Source organism: Pseudomonas sp. NPDC086581, from assembly GCF_044746165.1.
Lineage (GTDB): Bacteria > Pseudomonadota > Gammaproteobacteria > Pseudomonadales > Pseudomonadaceae > Pseudomonas.
On sequence record NZ_JBIVBR010000004.1, the window covers coordinates 1 to 16435 of the forward strand.

Genomic DNA, 16435 nt, shown 5'->3' on the forward strand with positions numbered 1-16435 from the left:
GTTTGCTGATCGCTACCAAAAACTACGGGACAAGGGGCGGTGCCCGAAGGTCGCATTAGTGGCATGCATGCGCGTACTGATCGTGCGGATCAACGCGATGGTGAGAGACGGCACCGGTTGGAGGACAGGTGCCGTGTGAAGACAGTTGCTCCTACAAAAGCCTTGCCGCTGCAGCCCTGTAGGAGCGGGCCACGCCCGCGATCGGCGTCCGCAGGACGCCCTTCGATCCATCAGGCCAGAACGTAGGGCGCATAACCTGGAACAGGTTATCCGCCGCCACCCGCTCGGCGGATAACGCTGGCGCGTTATGCGCCCTACGAAAGACCCAAGCGAATCAGGCCAGCAGACTCACCACCGCGAAGCGGCTGAGATTGGCCTGTGCCACCACCGTCTGTGCGGCAGCGCTGTAGTGCGTGGCGCTACGCCCCATGCGGTCGAGCATCGAGGCGGCAAAGTGGTGTGCCCATTCGCGCTCGTCCTCGCTGGCATGGCGGTCGAGGAAGTCGCGGATGTCGTCCTGGCGATGGCGCAGTTGATCACGCAGGCCGCCGATGCGATCCAGCGCCGAGACGACTGAGTCGAGCAGCTGACGCTGCTCGCGGAAGGCATCGGTCTTGATCTCGGTAGGGAACGCCAGCAGCCCCTCTTCCTGGCTTTTCAGCCGGGTATTCTTGCCCTTGGCGAACAGCTTGCCCTCACCCTGCACCGCCAGCTGACCCTTGAGCTGCTGCCAGTCGGCCTCGGGCGCGGAGAACTTCAACGCACCGTCGCTATCGAGTTCGGCGCGGATGCCGGCCTGGCCGAGCGTGGCGTTGAAGCGGCGCAGCACCTGCTCGGTGCTCATGCCATCGTCCAGCACCACCGCCGCCGGTTCCCCGAGCTGGCGCCCGGCGCTGAACAGCAGGGTTTCCTTGCCCGAGCGCTGGATATCCTGCACCGACTCCAGTCCTTCGAGGCTGAAGCGGCTACGCACCGGTTCGTTGAGGCGCAGGCGGAAGTTGGCGTCGAGACTGCCGTCCGAACGCTGGGCGCGCTGCTCCAGCAGCTCATTGACCTGCCGGGTGGCCTGGCGCACGCCTTCGCGGTCCTGGGACTGCGGCGCGCTGAGTTCGCGGCTGAGGTTGAGCTTGAGGCCGCCCAGACGGTCCTGCAGGTCGCCCAGGTAGCTGTCGGCCGACTGTATGGAGGACAACTGCTGGTTCAGCTGCAGGTTGAAGCTGCCGCTCTTCTGCGCGCCCCGCGCCATCTGCGCCGCGTTCTCACTTTTCTCATCGTTCTTGCGCAGGGCGTTCTGCCGCTCGCCGGTGGAGGGCAGGATGACGTCGCGGCGGGCGCTCGGGTCGAATACCGCAGCGGCCGGCAGTTGCTTGATGACCTTCATGGTGACCTCTGCACCGGATGTGCTTCCGCCCGGCACTGTGGCCGGGCGGAGGCGGGATAAAAAGTAGGGGAGCCGGGCGCTGCGCCGCCGATTGGCGTCCAGACCTCCTTGCGGCGCGGCCCGGCTCCCCTACGAAGAAACTTACAGGCGACTGAACAGCGACAGGTCGTTGAGCTTCAGGTAGGTCTTCTGCGTGGCCTGCAGCGCCAGCTGGTAGGTGTTCAGGTCGATGCTCGCGCCGGCATAGTCCAGCTGCGACAGCTCGCCGTTGATCTTCTGGTTCACCAGCGACACCTCCTCGTTGCTCGAATTGAGCATGGTCAGGGTATTCTGCCGGCCGCCCAGTTCGGTGATGGCGCCGAGCACGCCGTCGTGGGCGCCGTCGAGGCTGTCGATGGTCGCCGCGATCTGGGCGTGCACCGCAGGATCAGTGACGTCCAGCGCCGGGTCCTTGAGCATTTTTACCGTGGCATGCAACTGGTTGAGAAAGTCCATGTTGCTGCCGAACACGCCCAGCGCGGTGACGTTCTCTTCCACCTGCACGCCGTTCGCCACGGCCGCCTGGCGCGACTTGTCGTTGCCGGTGGCGACGTAGGTGTCGGTCAGCGGTTCGTAGGTCACCGCAGCGGTGTCGCTCAGAGTCCCGGAGAACAGATAACGGCCTTCCTCGTCGCGCACATTGACGAAGCTGACGATGGTTTTCTCGATGTTCTCCAGCTCACCGGCCATGGCGTTGAGGTCGCCACCGGTGTTGGAGCCGTTGGCCGCCCAAAGCAGCAGGTCGCGCACGTTGAGCATCGCGTCCGAAGTCGCCTGCAGGTTGGTTTCCTGGGTGGACAGGTTGCCCGAGACGTTGCCGATGTTGGTGCGGTACTGCGCCAGGCTCGCTTCCTCACGCTGGATGCGCAGCATGCGCACGCTGGCGATGGGGTCGTCGGAGGGCTGGAGGATGCGCTGCCCGCTGGACATCTGCTGCATCAGCTTGCCCAGGGCCGCCGAGTTGCTGTTCATCGAGCCGCCCATCAGCGCGGTGATCTGTGCGTTGGTAATGCGCATGGTGCTTTCCTTAGCCAGGGACCTAGAAGGCCGCGAGCATCGAATCGAACAGCTCCTTGGCGGTGCTGATGACTTTCATGTTGGCCTGGTAGGCCTGCTGGTAGGTGATCAGGTTGACCGCCTCTTCATCCAGGCTCACTGCGCTGACGCTGTCGCGCTGCGCCTGCGCCTGGGCGGCCACGGTGGTGGCGGTCTTCTGGTCGGCCTGGTTCTGCCGGCTGGCGCTGGCAACCTTGCCGAGCAGGCCGGCGAAGGCGTCGTTGAGGGTCACCTGGCTGCCGGAGAGGGTGATCGACTGGCCCTTGAGATCGAGCAGCGCCAGCAGGTTCACGTTGTTGCCGGACTCGCCCGCAGTGTCAGACAGTGCCAGCTCCTCGGGTTTCAGGTCGTTCACACTGAGCATCGCCGTGGTGCTGCCGGCGTTGTAGGTCAGCAGCGCCTGGCCAGGGTTACCTTTCAGGTCGAAGCCATTGGCCAGGGTGTCGTTGACCATCTGCGCGAACTGCCCCGCCATCTCATGCAGAGCGGTCTGGTTCGGTCGCAGGGTGTCGTACTCGGTGTCGAACAGCGCGCCGAGGGAACCGCCCATGCCGTCCTGGGCCAGCGGGAAGCTGGTGCCGGCGAAGGTCAGGGCGATCTCCTGCTCGCCGCTGGAGGTGCGGCTGATCGCCAGTTGCCCGGCGGAGTTGCCGGCCACCAGTGGCTGGCCGTTGGCGAGGGAAACGGTGAGCGAGCCGTCGGCCACTTCGTTGACGCGGATCGAGGCGTATTTGGAGAGGTCCTGAACCAGGCTTTCGCGGTGGTCGCGCAGCGCGGTGGTGTCGCCGCCGGAAGAGCCGACTTCGACGATCTGCTTGTTCAGCGCGGCGAGGTTGGCGGTCAGCCCGTTGATCTCGCCGACCATGGAGCCGCGCTGCTCCTGCAGGGCGCGCAGCTGGCTGTCGATGTTGCCGGACAGGCCATTGAAGCGCTGGGTGAGGTTCTTGGTCTCGTTGACGATCTGCTGGCGCAGGGCGACCGAGCCGGGAGTGGCGGTGGCCTCGCTGAGCGCGGCAAAGAAGTTGTCCAGGCCGACGCTGATGCTCGAACCCTCGCCGCCCATCAGGCCTTCCAGCGCGGACAGGTACTGCTGGCCGCTGTCGTAGTAGCTCTGCTCGGTGGTGGCCCGCCACAGCTGCTGGTTCTGGAAGTCGTTGGCCATGCGGCGGATGCTGGTCACCGTCACGCCGCCACCGACGTTCAGGCCACCCTCGCCGGCCAGCGAGGCGAGCACCGGACTCAGCCGGCTGAAACCAGGGGTGTTGGCGTTGGCGACGTTCTGGCCGGAGGTGGCCAGGGCGATCTGCGCCGCGCGCAGGCCGCTGTAGCCGATCTGGCTCAACATACTCAAGAGGCATTCTCCTTCGACTCGAGGCGGATCGGCTGGGCAAAGGCCGCCGAGGCCGGTCGGGAAACAATTTCAGGCTGTTGTCCCTGATAGGCGACGAAATCGGCGTGGCGCTTAAATCCGTCCTGCGGCGCGTGCTTCAGTCCGCTCTCGGGCGACAGGCCGCTGCCGGGAAGCTGCGCAGGCGCCTGGGCCTCACGCACGCGGCGGAGCACGCCGAGGGTGTAGTCGCGGGTTTCCTCAAAGGGGATGCTGCGCACCCAGTCGGCCATGCCGATCTGCCCGGTGCGCGGGTCGCCGTTGTTCTTCAGCCACTCGTCCACCTTGCCGGGGCCGGCGTTGTACGCGGCCAGGGCTAGCACGTGCTGGCCGTCGTAGCGGTCGAGCATCTTGCCCAGGTAGGCGCTGCCCAGCGCCTTGTTGTAGGCAGGGTCGCTGGTCAGGCGCTGCTCGTCGTAGGGCAAGCCCAGCTCGCCGGCCACTTCGCGGGCGGTGTCGGGCATCAGCTGCATCAGGCCGCGCGCGCCCTTGGGCGAAACGGCGGCGGCGTTGCCGCCGGACTCCTGGCCGATCACGCTGTCCACCAGGGTGCGGAAGCCCGCCGTGCCTTGCTGCCAGGCGTGGGCGAGACGGTCCATGCCACGCTGCCAGGTGTCCACCAGCGGGTTGCGGCTGGACACCGACGGCCGGCGCAGCGCTTCACCGCTGTCGGCGAGCGCCACCGGCTCGGTGGTGTCAGCAGGCTCGGCAGACAGCTGGCGCACCAGCAGGTCGGCAATGCCGGTCTGCTTGCGCGAGGCCAGGTGCTCGGCCAGCGCCTCGTCGTAGAAGTCGCGCATCGTATCGAGGTCGCGGCTGCGCAGCGGGCTGCCGGCGGAGAGCACGTCGCCGGCCTTGCGCATCTGCTTGAGGATCTGCTGCAGGAACATCGCCTCGAACTGTTCGGAGGCTGCCTGCAACTGCTCGCGGCGGACCTGCTCGGGCGACTCGCCGGGCTGGCCGCTGGGCACTATGGGACGATTGAGCGAGGTGATGCTCATCAGATCACCACCAGCTCGGCATTCAGCGCACCTGCCTGCTCCAGCGCCTGGAGAATGCTCATCACGTCATCCGGCGTGGCGCCCAGGCTGTTCACCGTGTTGATGATGCTTTCCAGGCTGGTGCCCTCGGGCCACTTGAACATCGGTTTCTTGTCCTGGCTGACCGAGACGTCCGACTGCGGGGTGACCGCCGTGGTGCCGTTGGAGAAGGGCCCCGGCTGGCTGACCTGGGGATTCTCGCTGATGGTCACGGTGAGCGTGCCGTGGGCCACGGCGGCGGCTTTCACGCGCACGCCCTGGCCGACCACCACGGTTCCGGTGCGGCTGTTGAACACCACCTTGGGCCGGGTACGGCCTTCCTGCACCTCCATGCCTTCGAGCATGGCCATGAAGCTGGTGCGCTGGGCCAGGCTGACCGGCGCGCGCACCGACACCTTGGTGCCGTCCAGCGCGGTGGCGGTGCCGGAGCCGAAGCGCTCGTTGACTGCGTTCATCACCTGGTTGGCGGTCTGGAAGCTCGGCTTGCGCACGTTGAGCATCACGTCGGGGCGCTGGGCGAAGTCGCTGGGGATCATCCGCTCGATGGTCGCACCGTTGGGGATCAGGCCGCTGTTGGCGCTGTTGATCGACACGCTGGAGCCGCTCTGGCCCTGCGCATGCAGGCCGCCGACGACGAGATTGCCCTGGGCCAGCGCATAGACTTCGCCGTCCACGCCCTGCAACGGCGTCATCAGCAGCAGGCCGCCACGCAGGCTCTTGGCGTCGCCCAACGAGGACACGGTGACGTCGATGGTCTGCCCGGCGCTGTAGGACGGCGGCACGCTGGCGGTGACGCTCACCGCGGCGACGTTCTTCAGTTTCGGGTCGACGTTCGGCGGCAGGTTCACGCCGAACTGCTTGAGCATGTTGGCCACCGACTGGTTGGTGAACTTCACCTGGTTCTTGTCGCCGGTGCCGTCGAGGCCGACCACCAGGCCGTAGCCGATCAGCTGGTTCTCGCGCACGCCTTCGATGTCGACCAGGTCCAGCAGCGGAATGGCCAGCGCCTGCGCCTGCCAGGACAGGCAGAGCAGCGCCAGCAGGCGGGAAAGATGTCTACGCATGGAGGGCTCGCCTGCTTACATCGGGAACAGCGGATGGGTGAAGAAACGCGTCAGCCAGCCGGCCGAGTTGCTGTCGTTGAGCACGCCGCGCCCGGCGTAGGAAATCTTTGCGTTGGCGACGTTCTGCGAGGACACCTGGTTGGAGCGGTTGATGTCGTCGATGCGTACCAGCCCCGTGAGGCGGATGAACTCGTCGCCCTGGTTCAGGCGCAGGGACTTCTCGCCCTTCACCAGAAGTACGCCGCCGGGCAGCACCTTGTGCACGGTCACCGCGATGGAGCCGGAGAGGGTGTTCTGCTGCGAGCTTTTCGCCGAGCCGGTGAAGTCGCGGTTGGCCGTGGCGGAGCTTTCCAGGCCGCCGTATTCCTTGGTCAGGATGGTCGGCACCGGCACGTCCAGGCTGGACTGCTTGCCGAAGCTGGTGCCCGCGCTCTTGCTCGACTGGGTGGACTCGCTGAGCACCACGGTGACGATGTCGCCGACGCCGATGGCGCGCTTGTCGCGCAGCAGCGAGCCGCCATAGCCGGAACGGAACAGACCGCCGCTGGTGGTCGGCGGCTGGCTGTAGTCCAGCTCCGGGGGCTGGTAGGTCGAGGAATCCTCGTCCGGCAGCATCTCGTCGAAGCTCTGGCAGCCGGCGAGCAGTGCCAGGGCGAGCAGCAGGGCAAGGCGCGTCATGGTCAGACCGTCTGGTTGAGGAACTGCTGCATGCCCGACGCGGCGTCGAGCACCTTGGCGTTGGCCTCGTAGGCGCGCTGGATGGCGATCATGTTCACCATCGCCTCCACCACCTGCACATTGGAGCCTTCCAGCACGCCCTGCTTGAGGGTGCCCAGGCCTTCCTCGCCCGGCGTGCCTTCCTGCGGCTCGCCGCTGGCGGCGGTTTCCTTGTAGAGGTTGCCGCCGATGGCTTCCAGGCCCGCCGGGTTGGTGAAGTTGACCAGGGTGATCTGGCCCAGCTCGGTGGGCAGGGTCTCGCCCGGCAGCACCGCGGTGACGATGCCGTCGCTGCCGACGGTGAAGCGGCTGGCGCCGGCCGGCACTTCGATGTTCGGCGTCAGCGGCAGGCCCTGGGCGTTGACCACGATGCCTTCGTTGTTCAGCTGCAGCTGGCCGTTCTCGGTGTAGTAGGTGTCGCCGTTGGGCGCCTCGACCTGGAAGAAGCCGCTGCCGACGATGGCCAGGTCCATGGGCTGGCCGGTGGTCTGCATGCTGCCTTCGGTGAACACCTTCTGCGTGCCGACGACGCGCACGCCGCTGCCCAGCTGGATGCCCGAGGGCACGGTGTTGACCTGGTCAGCCTGGGCGCCGGGTTGCAGCTGTACCTGGTAGAACAGGTCCTCGAAGACCGCGCGGTCGCTCTTGAAGCCGACGGTGTTGACGTTGGCCAGGTTGTTGGCCACGGTGGACATCGCGGTGTCCTGGGCTGCCAGGCCGGTCTTGCTGACCCAAAGTGCCGAACTCATGTTGTGCTCCTGTCTGCGTGCCGCGCGTCAGCCGCCACGGATCATGCGGTCGCCGGCCTCGGCAAGATCCGAGGCGGCCTTCATCATCTTCACCTGGGTCTCGAACCGGCGGTTCAGGCTCATGGTCCCCACCAGCTGGTCGATGGCCGAGACGTTGCTCTGCTCCAGGTGCCCGGAGAGCAGTCGCACGTCTTCGCTGGCGGCGACGTTCTGGCCGTCCTTGCTCACCAGCAAGCCCTGGGCGTTCTTCACCAGGGAGGCAGCCGGGGCGTCCACCAGCTTGAGGCGGTCGACGTCGGTCATCATGAAGTCGCCCCGCGGCATCACCGAGATGGTGCCGTCGCTGCCGATGGCGATGGCGTCGTATTCGGGCAGGGTGATCGGGCCACCTTCGCCGAGCACGGCACGGCCGTTGATCATCAACTGGCGGTCGGCGTCGATCTCGAGATTGCCCTGGCGCGTGTACGCCTCGCCGTTGCCGCTCTGCACGGCGAGCAGCCCATTGCCCTGGATGGCGACGTCGAGGTCGCGCCCGGTGGCCATCAGGGTGCCGGCGCTCATGTCCACGCCGCTGCTCTCGATGCGCGCGAGGTGGCGGCTGTCATAGCCGGCGCCACTCACATCGACGGCGGTGGCGTGCTCCAGGTCGGCGCGAAAGCCAGGGGTGTTGACGTTGGCGAGGTTGTTCGCGCGCACGTCCAGCGCCGCCATGCTGCGGCTGGCGGCGGTCATTGCGGTGTAGCCGAGGCGATCCATGAGGTGTCCTTAGATGGCCGAGAACAGGACCTGGGTGAGTTCCTTGTCGGTGGTCATCACCTTGGTGTTCGCCTGGTAGTTGCGCTGGCCTTCCATGAGGCCCACCAGCTGCTGGGTGATGTCGACGTTGGAACCTTCCAGGTTGCCGGCCGAGAGCGAGCCGAACTGGCCGATGCCGGGCACGCCGATCAGCGGGGCGCCGGACGCAGAAGTCTCGGTCCAGGCGGTGCCGCTCTGGTTCTGCAGGCCGCCGCTGTTGATGAAGTTGGCCAGGGCGACCTGGCCCTGCAGCATGCGCTGGCCGTTGCTGTAGTTGACGTAGACCTTGCCGTCGTTCTCCACCGCGATGCCGGTCTGCTCGCCGGCGGCGTAGCCGGTGGTGCGGTTGGTGGTGACGACGAAGTCCGAGCCGTATTGGCTGGTGCCGGTGTAGTCCAGGGCGATGTTCATCGGATCGACGCCCGGCAGGGTGAAGCTCACCGGCACGGAAGCGATCGGCGAGGACAGCGAGCCGTCCGGGGCGAAGGTCAGCGACTGGGTGGCACCGACGGCATTGCCGTCCACCGCGTAGTGCGCGTCCCAGGTGTTGGTGCCGGTCAGCACGAAGTACTGGGTCAGGGTGTGTTCCTTGCCCTGAGAGTCGTAGATCTTGCTGGTGTAGGTGGAGTTGTAGGTCTCCACCTTCTGTGGGTCGAACGGCGAGACGGTCGGCGCGGTCTCGTTGGAGTCGAGGTTGGCGACGAACTCCAGCTTGTCGGTGGCCTTGGCCGGCAGGTTGGCGGTCTTCACCTGAAGGTCGGAAACGGTACCCACCAGCAGGTTACCGGCGGCATCGGTCGGGTAACCCTGCAGGCGCTGGCCGGTGGCGTTGACCAGGTAGTTGGCGTTGTCCTGGCCGAACACACCTGCGCGGGTGTACTGGGTGTCGCCGTTGCCGCTCTTGACCACGAAGAAGCCGCCGCCGGAGATCGCGAGGTCCAGGGCGCGGTTGGTGGACACCAGCGAACCGCCCTGGCTGATGCTCTGGGTGGTGCCGGCGACTTCCACGCCCATGCCCTTGCTGTCGGCGTAGACGCTGCTGAACTCGGTGCGCGAGGACTTGAAGCCGACGGTGCCGGAGTTGGCGATGTTGTTGCTGATGGTGTCCAGCTGCTGGGTGACGGCGTTCAGGCCGGTCAGGGCGATGTTGAAGCTCATGGCGTTATCTCATCCTAAGAGGGGGGAAGCAGGCGCTCAGGCGGCCCGGCCCTGACTGAATTCGACGATCTTGTAGAAGGGCACCGACCCTGCACCCTCGACTTCCAGCACCGGGCCATCGGCGCTAACGCGGACGTTGTGCACCAGGCCGGACACCTCGATGCCCGGCGTCTCGCCGCTCTCGGTCTTGACCGCCAGGCTGTACTTGCCGGGCTTCAGCCCAAGCGCCTGCGGGTCCACGCTGAAGGGCACGGCGCCGGCTTCCTGCGGGCCGAGGGTGATGTCGGTGCGCACGCCGTTGGCATCGGTGAGCTGCAGCACGGTGGTGGCCGAGGCGTGCTCCAGGGTGATCTGCCCGCTGACTTTGTCGCCGTCCAGCTGCAGGCTGTCGGCGCTGACCTTCACTTCCTGGCCGACGAGACCTGCGGCAGTGAGGGTCTGCAGGTTGTCCATCAGCACCAGGTTGTTCTGCTGCAGGGTGGTCATGTTCTGCATGCTCTTCACCTGCGCCATGGCCGAGTACTGGTTGATGAACTCGGTGCTGTCCACCGGCTTGGTCGGGTCCTGGTACTGCACCTGGGCGACCAGCAGGGTGATGAAGCTGTTCTCCATGTCGGTCATCTCGCCGAGGTTCACCGCCTGCTTGGGCGTGTCGGTCGAGGTGCCGCTGGTAGTGGTGCTGGTGTCGTTATTGACCGTGCTCATCAGGCGTCTCCCAGTTTCAGCAGGCTGGACTGCATGCTCTTCACCCGGTTGAGCACTTCCACGCCGGTCTCGAAGCTGCGGGTGGCGGACATCATGTCGGTCATCTCTTCGATCTCGTTGACGTCGGGGTAGTAGACGTAGCCGGTGGCGTCGGCCAGCGGGCTGCCGGGCTCGTAGCGGCGCTGCGGCGAGCGGCCGGAAGTCACCACGTCGAGCACCTGCACATGGGCGCCGCCCATGCCGGCGCCACGGGTGAGCTGGTCGTTCTCGTAGACGGCGGCGAACATCGGCTTGCGCGCCTGGTACACGGCGTCCGGGCTGTTGGCGGCGGAGTCGGCGTTGGCCAGGTTGCTCGCCACGGTGTTCAGGCGCACGGTCTGGGCGTTCATAGACGAGCCGGCGATGCGGTAGATGGAATCGAATGCCATGGCGTCAACGTCCTTCGATGGCCTGCTTGAGGCCGCGGAATTTCATGGTCAGGAAGGTCAGGCTGGTCTGGAAATCCATCGCATTGCGCGAGAACTCCGCCTGCTCGGTGGACAGCTCCACGCTGTTGCCGTCCTGGGAAGGCTGGTTGGGGATGCGGTACTTCAGGTCAGGGCGCGCGGCGCTGGTGCTCGCCAGCAGCACGCTGGAGCTGTCCTGGCGCTGCATCTCGGCGGCGAAGTCGATGTCCCGCGCCTTGAAGCCGGGGGTGTCTTCGTTGGCCAGGTTGGAGGCCAGGATTTCGCTGCGCTGCATGTGCAGCGAGAGGGCTCTCTCGTGGATACCCAGGGTCTCGTCAAACCGTATACTCATTCGCGCAACCCGCTCTCGTCGTTCGGCCATCTTTCGGTGTGCGCAGCGACAGAGCACAAAGCATGCCCACCCCGGAATATCGCTTCATGTCGTTGATTTACAAGGCTTTACGCGCGACGCGAAACAGCGCGTGCAACGCGGCTTTTCCGCTTTCGACGCGCCGCGCGGCGGGATGCGGAAAGGCTCTTTCCGCCTGCTTCCTCCTGCTGCTTCCCGCCCTGGCACAAGCCCAGGATGCGCGCGCGCAACTCGACGCTGCCGCGCAGCAGCAGGTCGCTGCCGAGCTGAAGGAAGCCGCGCGCAAGGCCGGCTGGAAAGGCATGACTTTCACCGTGAACAACAACCTGCCCAACAGCCTGGGCAAGCTCGCCGCCTGCCCCGGCGGCCCGCAGCTGCGTGCGCTCGAAGCGCCGGCCGCGGTCAGCGCGCGACGGCGTTTCGAAGCCTCCTGCAAAGGGCAGTCCGGCTGGCCGGTGACCTTCATCAGCCAGCCCACGGTGTACCTGCCGACCGTGGTCGCCAGCGGCGAGATCGCGCGCGGCCAGACGCTGGACGCGGCGCAACTCAAGCTCGCGCCGGTGGAGCTCGGCAAGAGCTCGCGGGGTTACTTCACCGATATCGCCGAGGTGGCCGGCAAGACGGCCCGCCGCCGCATTCGCGCCGACCAGCCGCTGACGCCGGCACTGCTCGATGGAGCAATGCTGGTGCGGCGCGGCCAGCAGGTGAAGATCGTCGCCAGCCAGGACGGCATCCAGGCCAGCGCCGTCGGCGAGGCGCTGGCCAACGGCAAGCAGGACGAAGTGATCCGCGTGAAGAACCTGCGCAGCCAGAAGATCATCGAGGCGAAGGTGACGGCGTCAGGCGAGGTGAGCAGCATCTTCTGATGCTGCACCCGCTCACTGCCTACCCCCCCCCTGCAGGACGGTCGCGGTCACGGTCCGTTCCTACAGTGATGCGCTGCGGTCACCGCGGCCCAGCGAGCCCGGCAGCGCGACGATGGCTTCGGGCGCAGCAGCCGGCGCGGCAAACGTGGTCACCTCCACCAGCCGCCGCGCGTGGATGCTCGGCGCCGGCAGCACCGGCGCATCCAGCGGCGCCTCGCGGAAGCAGCGCAGGTGGTTGGCGACCATGTCGTAGCCGGACAGGTGGCTGAAGGCGATCCCGCCGGAGAAGCGCGGGTTGACGTCCATCAGCAGCGCCTCGCCGTCCTGCACCAGGAACTCCATATTGATGCAGCCGTTCACGTCCAGCACGCGGGCGACCTGTCCGGCCATCTCGACCAGTTGCGGATCGGCCAGCATGCGCACGGTCAGGCCCGCGCCAGTCGGCGTGCGCACCAGTTCCTGGCGCGCCATGGCCGCCCAGTCGCCGCTGCTCCGCTGGCGTACCACGTCCACCACGCAGACCTCACCCGGCAGCAGTGGCTGCACGATGTAGTCGCGGTCCGAGAAACGCTTGCGCACGTAGTGCAGGAAATCCGCGTCGCGCACCTGCATCAGCCCTTCGCAGTTACGCCCGTCGCGCGGCTTGGCGATCAGCGGCAGGTCCAGCCCCGGTACGGGCAGGTCTTCCAGGCGCCAGGTGGGAATGGTGCGGATCAGCGCATCGTTGCGGAAGGCCTGGTGCACCAGCCACTTGTCGCGGGCGACGCGAATGGTCTCCAGGGGCTGCATGCACAGCGTGATGCCGCGTTCGGCGAACGCCTCGTGGTGCAGCGCAAAGGCATCGACCTCGGGGTCGATCAGCGGCACCACATGGGTCACCTGCTCGGCTTCGCAGATCCTGAGGATGCGCTCCACATACTCGGTAACATTTCTCGCCGCCGGAACCCGATGGAAGGTATCCAGCAAAGCGGAGGTGGCGCACCAGTTGCGGGGTTGGGTATTGGTCCCCACCACCCGCGCGCCCCAGTGCTCGCGCAGCGATGAGATCACCGATTCGGCGGAGTAGGAGCCGATGGCGGTGACCAGGCAGGTAAACCGGAAACCACCCGCCGGGCCGTTCAAGATGCAGCCCCGCCGGTGATTTGCGGAAAGAGAGTGCTCATTGCTTCATGGCCCCGTGAAGATTCGACTGCTTACGCCCAAACACTCCGTTGCCGTACGACATTCCCGAAGGAATAGAGCAAGCGTAGCCGCGAACCGGCGCTCCGGAGTGGTTACCCCGGAGCGCCTGGGGGATTTCCGACGGGGGTCAGGTCCACCAGTAGCGGACGAAATGGAAGAACACCGGCGCGGCGAAACACACCGAGTCCAGGCGGTCGAGCATGCCGCCGTGGCCTTCGATCATGTGGCCCCAGTCCTTCACCCCACGGTCGCGCTTGATCGCCGACATCACCAGCCCGCCGAAGAAACCGAGGATGTTGATCATCAGGGCGATCAGCAGCGCCTGCCAGAAATTGAAGGGCGTGATCCACCACAGTGCGCCGCCGATCAGCGTGGCCAGCGTGACGCCGCCGATGAAGCCTTCCAGGGTCTTGGACGGCGACAGGTTCGGCGCGATCTTGCGCTTGCCCATGAGCTTGCCGCAGACGTACTGCAACACGTCGGACAGCTGCACGACGATGACCAGGAAGGCGATCAGCAGCAGGTTGCGCCCTTCGTAGCCGGCGATCTCCAGGGTCAGCAGCGCCGGCACGTAGGAGATGCAGAACACCGCCAGCATCAGCGCCCACTGCACCTTCGAGGCGCGCTCGAGGAAGTGCTTGGAGTCACCGCCCAGCGAGGCGAGGATCGGCAGCAGCAGGAACACATAGACCGGGATGAAGATGGAGAACAGCCCGTACCAGCCGATGCCGATCAGCAGGTACTGCATCGGCAGCACGAAGTAGAACGCCGCCACCAGCGCCGGATAGTCGCTGCGCCGGGTCGGCATCAGCGTGAGGAACTCGCGCAGGGCGTAGAACGACACGCCATAGAACAGCAGGATCACCGCCCAGTGGCCGAGGGCGAAGGCGCAGCCGATCACCGCGACCATCACCCACCAGGCGTTGATCCGCGCGTTGAGGTTGTCGATCACCGCGTGCGGTCCGGGCGGCGCTTTCCAGCGCAGCACCGCGCCGACCAGCGAGGCGAGAACGAGGATGGCGCCGATGCCACCGAAGAGCAGCCAGGTCTGGTTCATTTCAGCGACCCTCCGGCGCGGCGAGCTTGAGCAACGCCTCGCGGGCGCGTTCGAGGAAGGCTTCCTTGGCCTCGCCCTCCTCCACCACCAGCGGTGCGCCAAAGCTCAGGGTGCACAACAGCGGCAAGGGCAGCGCGCGGCCCTTGGGCATCACGCGGTTGAGGTTGTCCAGCCACACGGGCACCAGTTCCACCTGCGGATGGGCCTTGGACAGGTGGTAGATGCCGCTCTTGAACGGCAGCAGGCGTACTTCCTCATCGAGGTTGCGCGTGCCTTCGGGGAAGAGGATCAGCGAATCGCCGTCGGCCAGGGCGCGCTCCACCGGCTCCAGCGGGTTGCCGCCCTCGGCGCCGCGCGTGCGGTCGATCAACACGCCATGGAACACGCGGTTGATGATGAAGCCACGCAGGCCGCCCTTGCCCCAGTAGTCCATACCGGCCACAGGTCGCGTGCGGGACCGCAGCTCCGGCGGGAGCGAGGCCCAGAGCAGGACGAAATCGCCATGGCTGCTGTGGTTGGCATAGTAGATGCGCTGCGCCGGGATCGGCGTGGTGCCGATCCACAGGCTGCGCAGGCCGGTCACCGCGCGGGCGCCGGCGATGATGGCGTAGGCGAAGAGTCGTTCCAGCATTGCGGGTGGATTCCTCAGGATTGAAAGGTCAGGGTGATCAGGCACAGCAGCGCGACGAGCCATTGCACCGCGCAGAGCTGCACCTGCCGGCGCAGCAGGACGAGTGCGCCACGGCTGCGCTCGCTCCAGGGGCGGCCGGCCTTGTCCGCCGGCACTCCGGCATAGGTGGCCAGCGCCTCGTCGAGCTGGCGGGTTTTCTCCTGCAGCGCCTCTCCGGCATTGGCCATGGCTTCGAACAGGTCCGCGTCCAGCGCCACGCGCATGGCATAGAACTTCTGCACCAGCCCGAGCAGGACCAGCAATGCCATGCTCAGGCTGAACGCCAGAGTGGCGCTGGCCATCAGCACGCCGTAGAAGCCGAGCGCCAGCGCCAGCACGGTGAGTGCCGAGGACAGGCCGTTGAGACTGCTGCCGCGGCGCAGCAGGCTGGCCACCAGGATCAGCGCGGGATCAACCGACATGACTCACCTCCTGTGACAGGTTCGGCTGGCCGGCGATCTGCGCCAGCACGGCCAGTTGTTCGGTCTTGAGCACCACCTGTGGACGCGCGTGGCGAACCTGCGCCAGCGCATCCTCGAGCGTGGCCGCACGGCCGGATATCAGCAGCCACGCCGCTACTATCGTGGCGCTGCGCGAGTAGCCCAGTGCACAGCACACCAGCACAGGGGCTTCGGCGTGCAGTCGCTGGATCAGCTCCGCGCCTTGCCGGCACTGCTCGACATTCGGCGCTACCAGGTCGAGCAGCGGAAGGCACTCGTAACGACGGGCCTGCGCGGTGCAGGGCAGCTCGGCGCACAGGTCGAGTATCGACAGGCTCGGCAGATACCGGGGCTGGTACCAGTCCGGCAGGCGCCCGAGCCAGAGGCCCGGTAGCACTTCGTCCGGCTGCGGATGGCGCCGCGTCCACCAGCGCGCATTGAGCCACGCGCCAAGCCAATAAGGCGCCAGCAGCCAGGAGACCGCCACCGAATGGCGGCCGTCCGGGCGCTTCTGGAAGCCCACCGTGCCGATCCCCAGGTAACACAGCGCGACCAGCACCAGGGAGACCGCCGGCCAGCACAGCCAGAGCCACAGGCCGCCCCCGGCCAGCGCCAACACCAGGCAGAGCAGCGCCCCGCCGGCGTAGAGTGCCGCCAGCCGACGCCGTTGCGGATCACCACTGAGGCTCCACGCCCGCAGCGGCGAGCGCACCTCCCGGGGCCACAACCAGACGCAGAAGAAGCCCAGCAGCGCACCGGTCGGCACATCGATGAAATGGTGTTGCCAAGTGGTCAGCACCGACAGGCCGATCAGCGCGAACCAGCCGTGTAGCAGCCAGCGCCATGCGCCGCTGGCGTAGCGACCGTAGGCAACCCAGAGGATCACCAGCAGGGCGATGTGCAGCGAGGGCGCCTGGTTGAACGGCTTGTCGAAGCCCATCAGCAGGTCGAACAGCACACCGAAGTAGCCGTCCAGCATGGGGCGCTCGAAGCTGAAGCGCAGTGGAAACAGCAGGAAGCAGGCCACCGCAACAACCTGCGCGGTGAGCAGGCGCAGGGCGTGGCAATCCAGCCCGCGCCGGGTACGCGGCAGCAGGAAGGACAGCCCGTACAGGAGGTCGATGGACCAGTACGGGATGATCGTCCAGGGCCACAGCGGCGTACCGCGCTCCCAGTCGAACACCAGGACTCCGACCGACTCGCGCTGCCCCGCCACCCAGTTGGCGAAGCCATAGCTGAGGAAGAAGAACGGCCCGAGGAACAGCAGCCAGATCACCGCACGCCGCAGGACTCCGGGATCACGCGCCGGCATC

General features: G+C 66.6%; 18 protein-coding genes and 1 pseudogene. 2 read left to right on the forward strand and 17 right to left on the reverse strand.

The features are described 5' to 3' along the window. Nucleotides 1-139 (forward strand): annotated as a pseudogene (locus ACIPK7_RS09690) (IS110 family transposase); the annotation flags it as partial. 195 nt (nucleotides 140-334) lie between these two features. Here the strand turns inward: ACIPK7_RS09690 and ACIPK7_RS09695 are convergent. The 12 genes from ACIPK7_RS09695 to flgB form a co-directional block, all read right to left on the reverse strand. Next, a complete protein-coding gene (locus ACIPK7_RS09695) occupies nucleotides 335-1381 on the reverse strand; it encodes a hypothetical protein (RefSeq protein ID WP_401087409.1) in 1047 nt (348 codons plus the stop codon). A 141-nt stretch (nucleotides 1382-1522) separates the two neighbouring features. Then, on the reverse strand, nucleotides 1523-2437 hold the full coding sequence (flgL, locus tag ACIPK7_RS09700; RefSeq protein WP_401087411.1) for a flagellar hook-associated protein FlgL: 915 nt from the start codon (nucleotides 2435-2437) through the stop codon (nucleotides 1523-1525). A gap of 22 nt (nucleotides 2438-2459) precedes the next feature. Continuing rightward, nucleotides 2460-3827 (reverse strand): flagellar hook-associated protein FlgK, encoded by a 1368-nt coding sequence (flgK, locus tag ACIPK7_RS09705; protein WP_192432345.1) that lies wholly within the window; start codon nucleotides 3825-3827, stop codon nucleotides 2460-2462. After that, nucleotides 3824-4864, reverse strand: a complete 1041-nt coding sequence (locus ACIPK7_RS09710; protein ID WP_192432346.1) for a lytic transglycosylase domain-containing protein — start codon at nucleotides 4862-4864, stop codon at nucleotides 3824-3826. The genes flgK and ACIPK7_RS09710 overlap by 4 nt, the downstream gene beginning before the upstream one ends. Beyond that, a complete protein-coding gene (locus ACIPK7_RS09715; RefSeq protein ID WP_401087413.1) occupies nucleotides 4864-5967 on the reverse strand; it encodes a flagellar basal body P-ring protein FlgI in 1104 nt (367 codons plus the stop codon). The genes ACIPK7_RS09710 and ACIPK7_RS09715 overlap by 1 nt, the downstream gene beginning before the upstream one ends. 15 nt (nucleotides 5968-5982) lie before the next feature. Next, nucleotides 5983-6645 carry a flagellar basal body L-ring protein FlgH gene (flgH, locus tag ACIPK7_RS09720; protein ID WP_401087415.1) on the reverse strand — a complete coding sequence of 221 codons (663 nt, stop codon included), beginning with the start codon at nucleotides 6643-6645 and terminating at the stop codon, nucleotides 5983-5985. 2 nt (nucleotides 6646-6647) lie between these two features. Next, nucleotides 6648-7433 (reverse strand): flagellar basal-body rod protein FlgG, encoded by a 786-nt coding sequence (gene flgG, locus ACIPK7_RS09725; RefSeq protein WP_259758564.1) that lies wholly within the window; start codon nucleotides 7431-7433, stop codon nucleotides 6648-6650. Between the two features lie 27 nt (nucleotides 7434-7460). Beyond that, entirely contained in the window at nucleotides 7461-8189 is a 729-nt protein-coding gene (locus tag ACIPK7_RS09730) for a flagellar basal body rod protein FlgF (RefSeq protein WP_401087417.1), read from the reverse strand. A gap of 9 nt (nucleotides 8190-8198) precedes the next feature. Beyond that, complete coding sequence (gene flgE, locus ACIPK7_RS09735) at nucleotides 8199-9386, reverse strand: flagellar hook protein FlgE (RefSeq protein WP_401087419.1); 1188 nt, start codon at nucleotides 9384-9386, stop codon at nucleotides 8199-8201. Between the two features lie 36 nt (nucleotides 9387-9422). Next, nucleotides 9423-10091 carry a flagellar hook capping FlgD N-terminal domain-containing protein gene (locus ACIPK7_RS09740; protein ID WP_401087421.1) on the reverse strand — a complete coding sequence of 223 codons (669 nt, stop codon included), beginning with the start codon at nucleotides 10089-10091 and terminating at the stop codon, nucleotides 9423-9425. After that, nucleotides 10091-10519: a flagellar basal body rod protein FlgC gene (gene flgC, locus ACIPK7_RS09745; RefSeq protein WP_081518767.1), complete on the reverse strand. Its 429-nt coding sequence runs from the start codon at nucleotides 10517-10519 to the stop codon at nucleotides 10091-10093. The genes ACIPK7_RS09740 and flgC overlap by 1 nt, the downstream gene beginning before the upstream one ends. Before the next feature lie 4 nt (nucleotides 10520-10523). Continuing rightward, the gene (flgB, locus tag ACIPK7_RS09750) at nucleotides 10524-10889 is read right to left on the reverse strand and encodes a flagellar basal body rod protein FlgB (RefSeq protein WP_081518768.1); all 366 of its coding nucleotides are present in this window, start codon (nucleotides 10887-10889) and stop codon (nucleotides 10524-10526) included. 86 nt (nucleotides 10890-10975) lie between these two features. Here flgB and flgA point away from each other — a divergent pair, with 86 nt between their 5' ends. After that, on the forward strand, nucleotides 10976-11773 hold the full coding sequence (flgA, locus tag ACIPK7_RS09755; protein ID WP_168190521.1) for a flagellar basal body P-ring formation chaperone FlgA: 798 nt from the start codon (nucleotides 10976-10978) through the stop codon (nucleotides 11771-11773). A gap of 60 nt (nucleotides 11774-11833) precedes the next feature. On the opposite strand, the gene ACIPK7_RS09760 is transcribed toward flgA, so the two are convergent. From ACIPK7_RS09760 to ACIPK7_RS09780, 5 genes are all read right to left on the reverse strand, one after another. Beyond that, nucleotides 11834-12895 carry an ATP-grasp domain-containing protein gene (locus ACIPK7_RS09760; RefSeq protein WP_401087423.1) on the reverse strand — a complete coding sequence of 354 codons (1062 nt, stop codon included), beginning with the start codon at nucleotides 12893-12895 and terminating at the stop codon, nucleotides 11834-11836. Nucleotides 12896-13082: 187 nt separating this feature from the next. Further along, nucleotides 13083-14012 carry a phosphatidate cytidylyltransferase gene (locus ACIPK7_RS09765; protein WP_192432352.1) on the reverse strand — a complete coding sequence of 310 codons (930 nt, stop codon included), beginning with the start codon at nucleotides 14010-14012 and terminating at the stop codon, nucleotides 13083-13085. A gap of 1 nt (nucleotide 14013) precedes the next feature. After that, a complete protein-coding gene (locus tag ACIPK7_RS09770) occupies nucleotides 14014-14643 on the reverse strand; it encodes a lysophospholipid acyltransferase family protein (protein WP_401087425.1) in 630 nt (209 codons plus the stop codon). A 14-nt stretch (nucleotides 14644-14657) separates the two neighbouring features. Continuing rightward, a complete protein-coding gene (locus tag ACIPK7_RS09775) occupies nucleotides 14658-15104 on the reverse strand; it encodes a hypothetical protein (RefSeq protein ID WP_401087427.1) in 447 nt (148 codons plus the stop codon). Beyond that, nucleotides 15094-16434, reverse strand: coding sequence for a phosphatase PAP2/dual specificity phosphatase family protein (locus ACIPK7_RS09780; RefSeq protein WP_401087805.1), 1341 nt, complete (start codon nucleotides 16432-16434; stop codon nucleotides 15094-15096). Before ACIPK7_RS09780 ends, ACIPK7_RS09775 begins: the two co-directional genes overlap by 11 nt. Nucleotide 16435 lies beyond the last annotated feature (1 nt).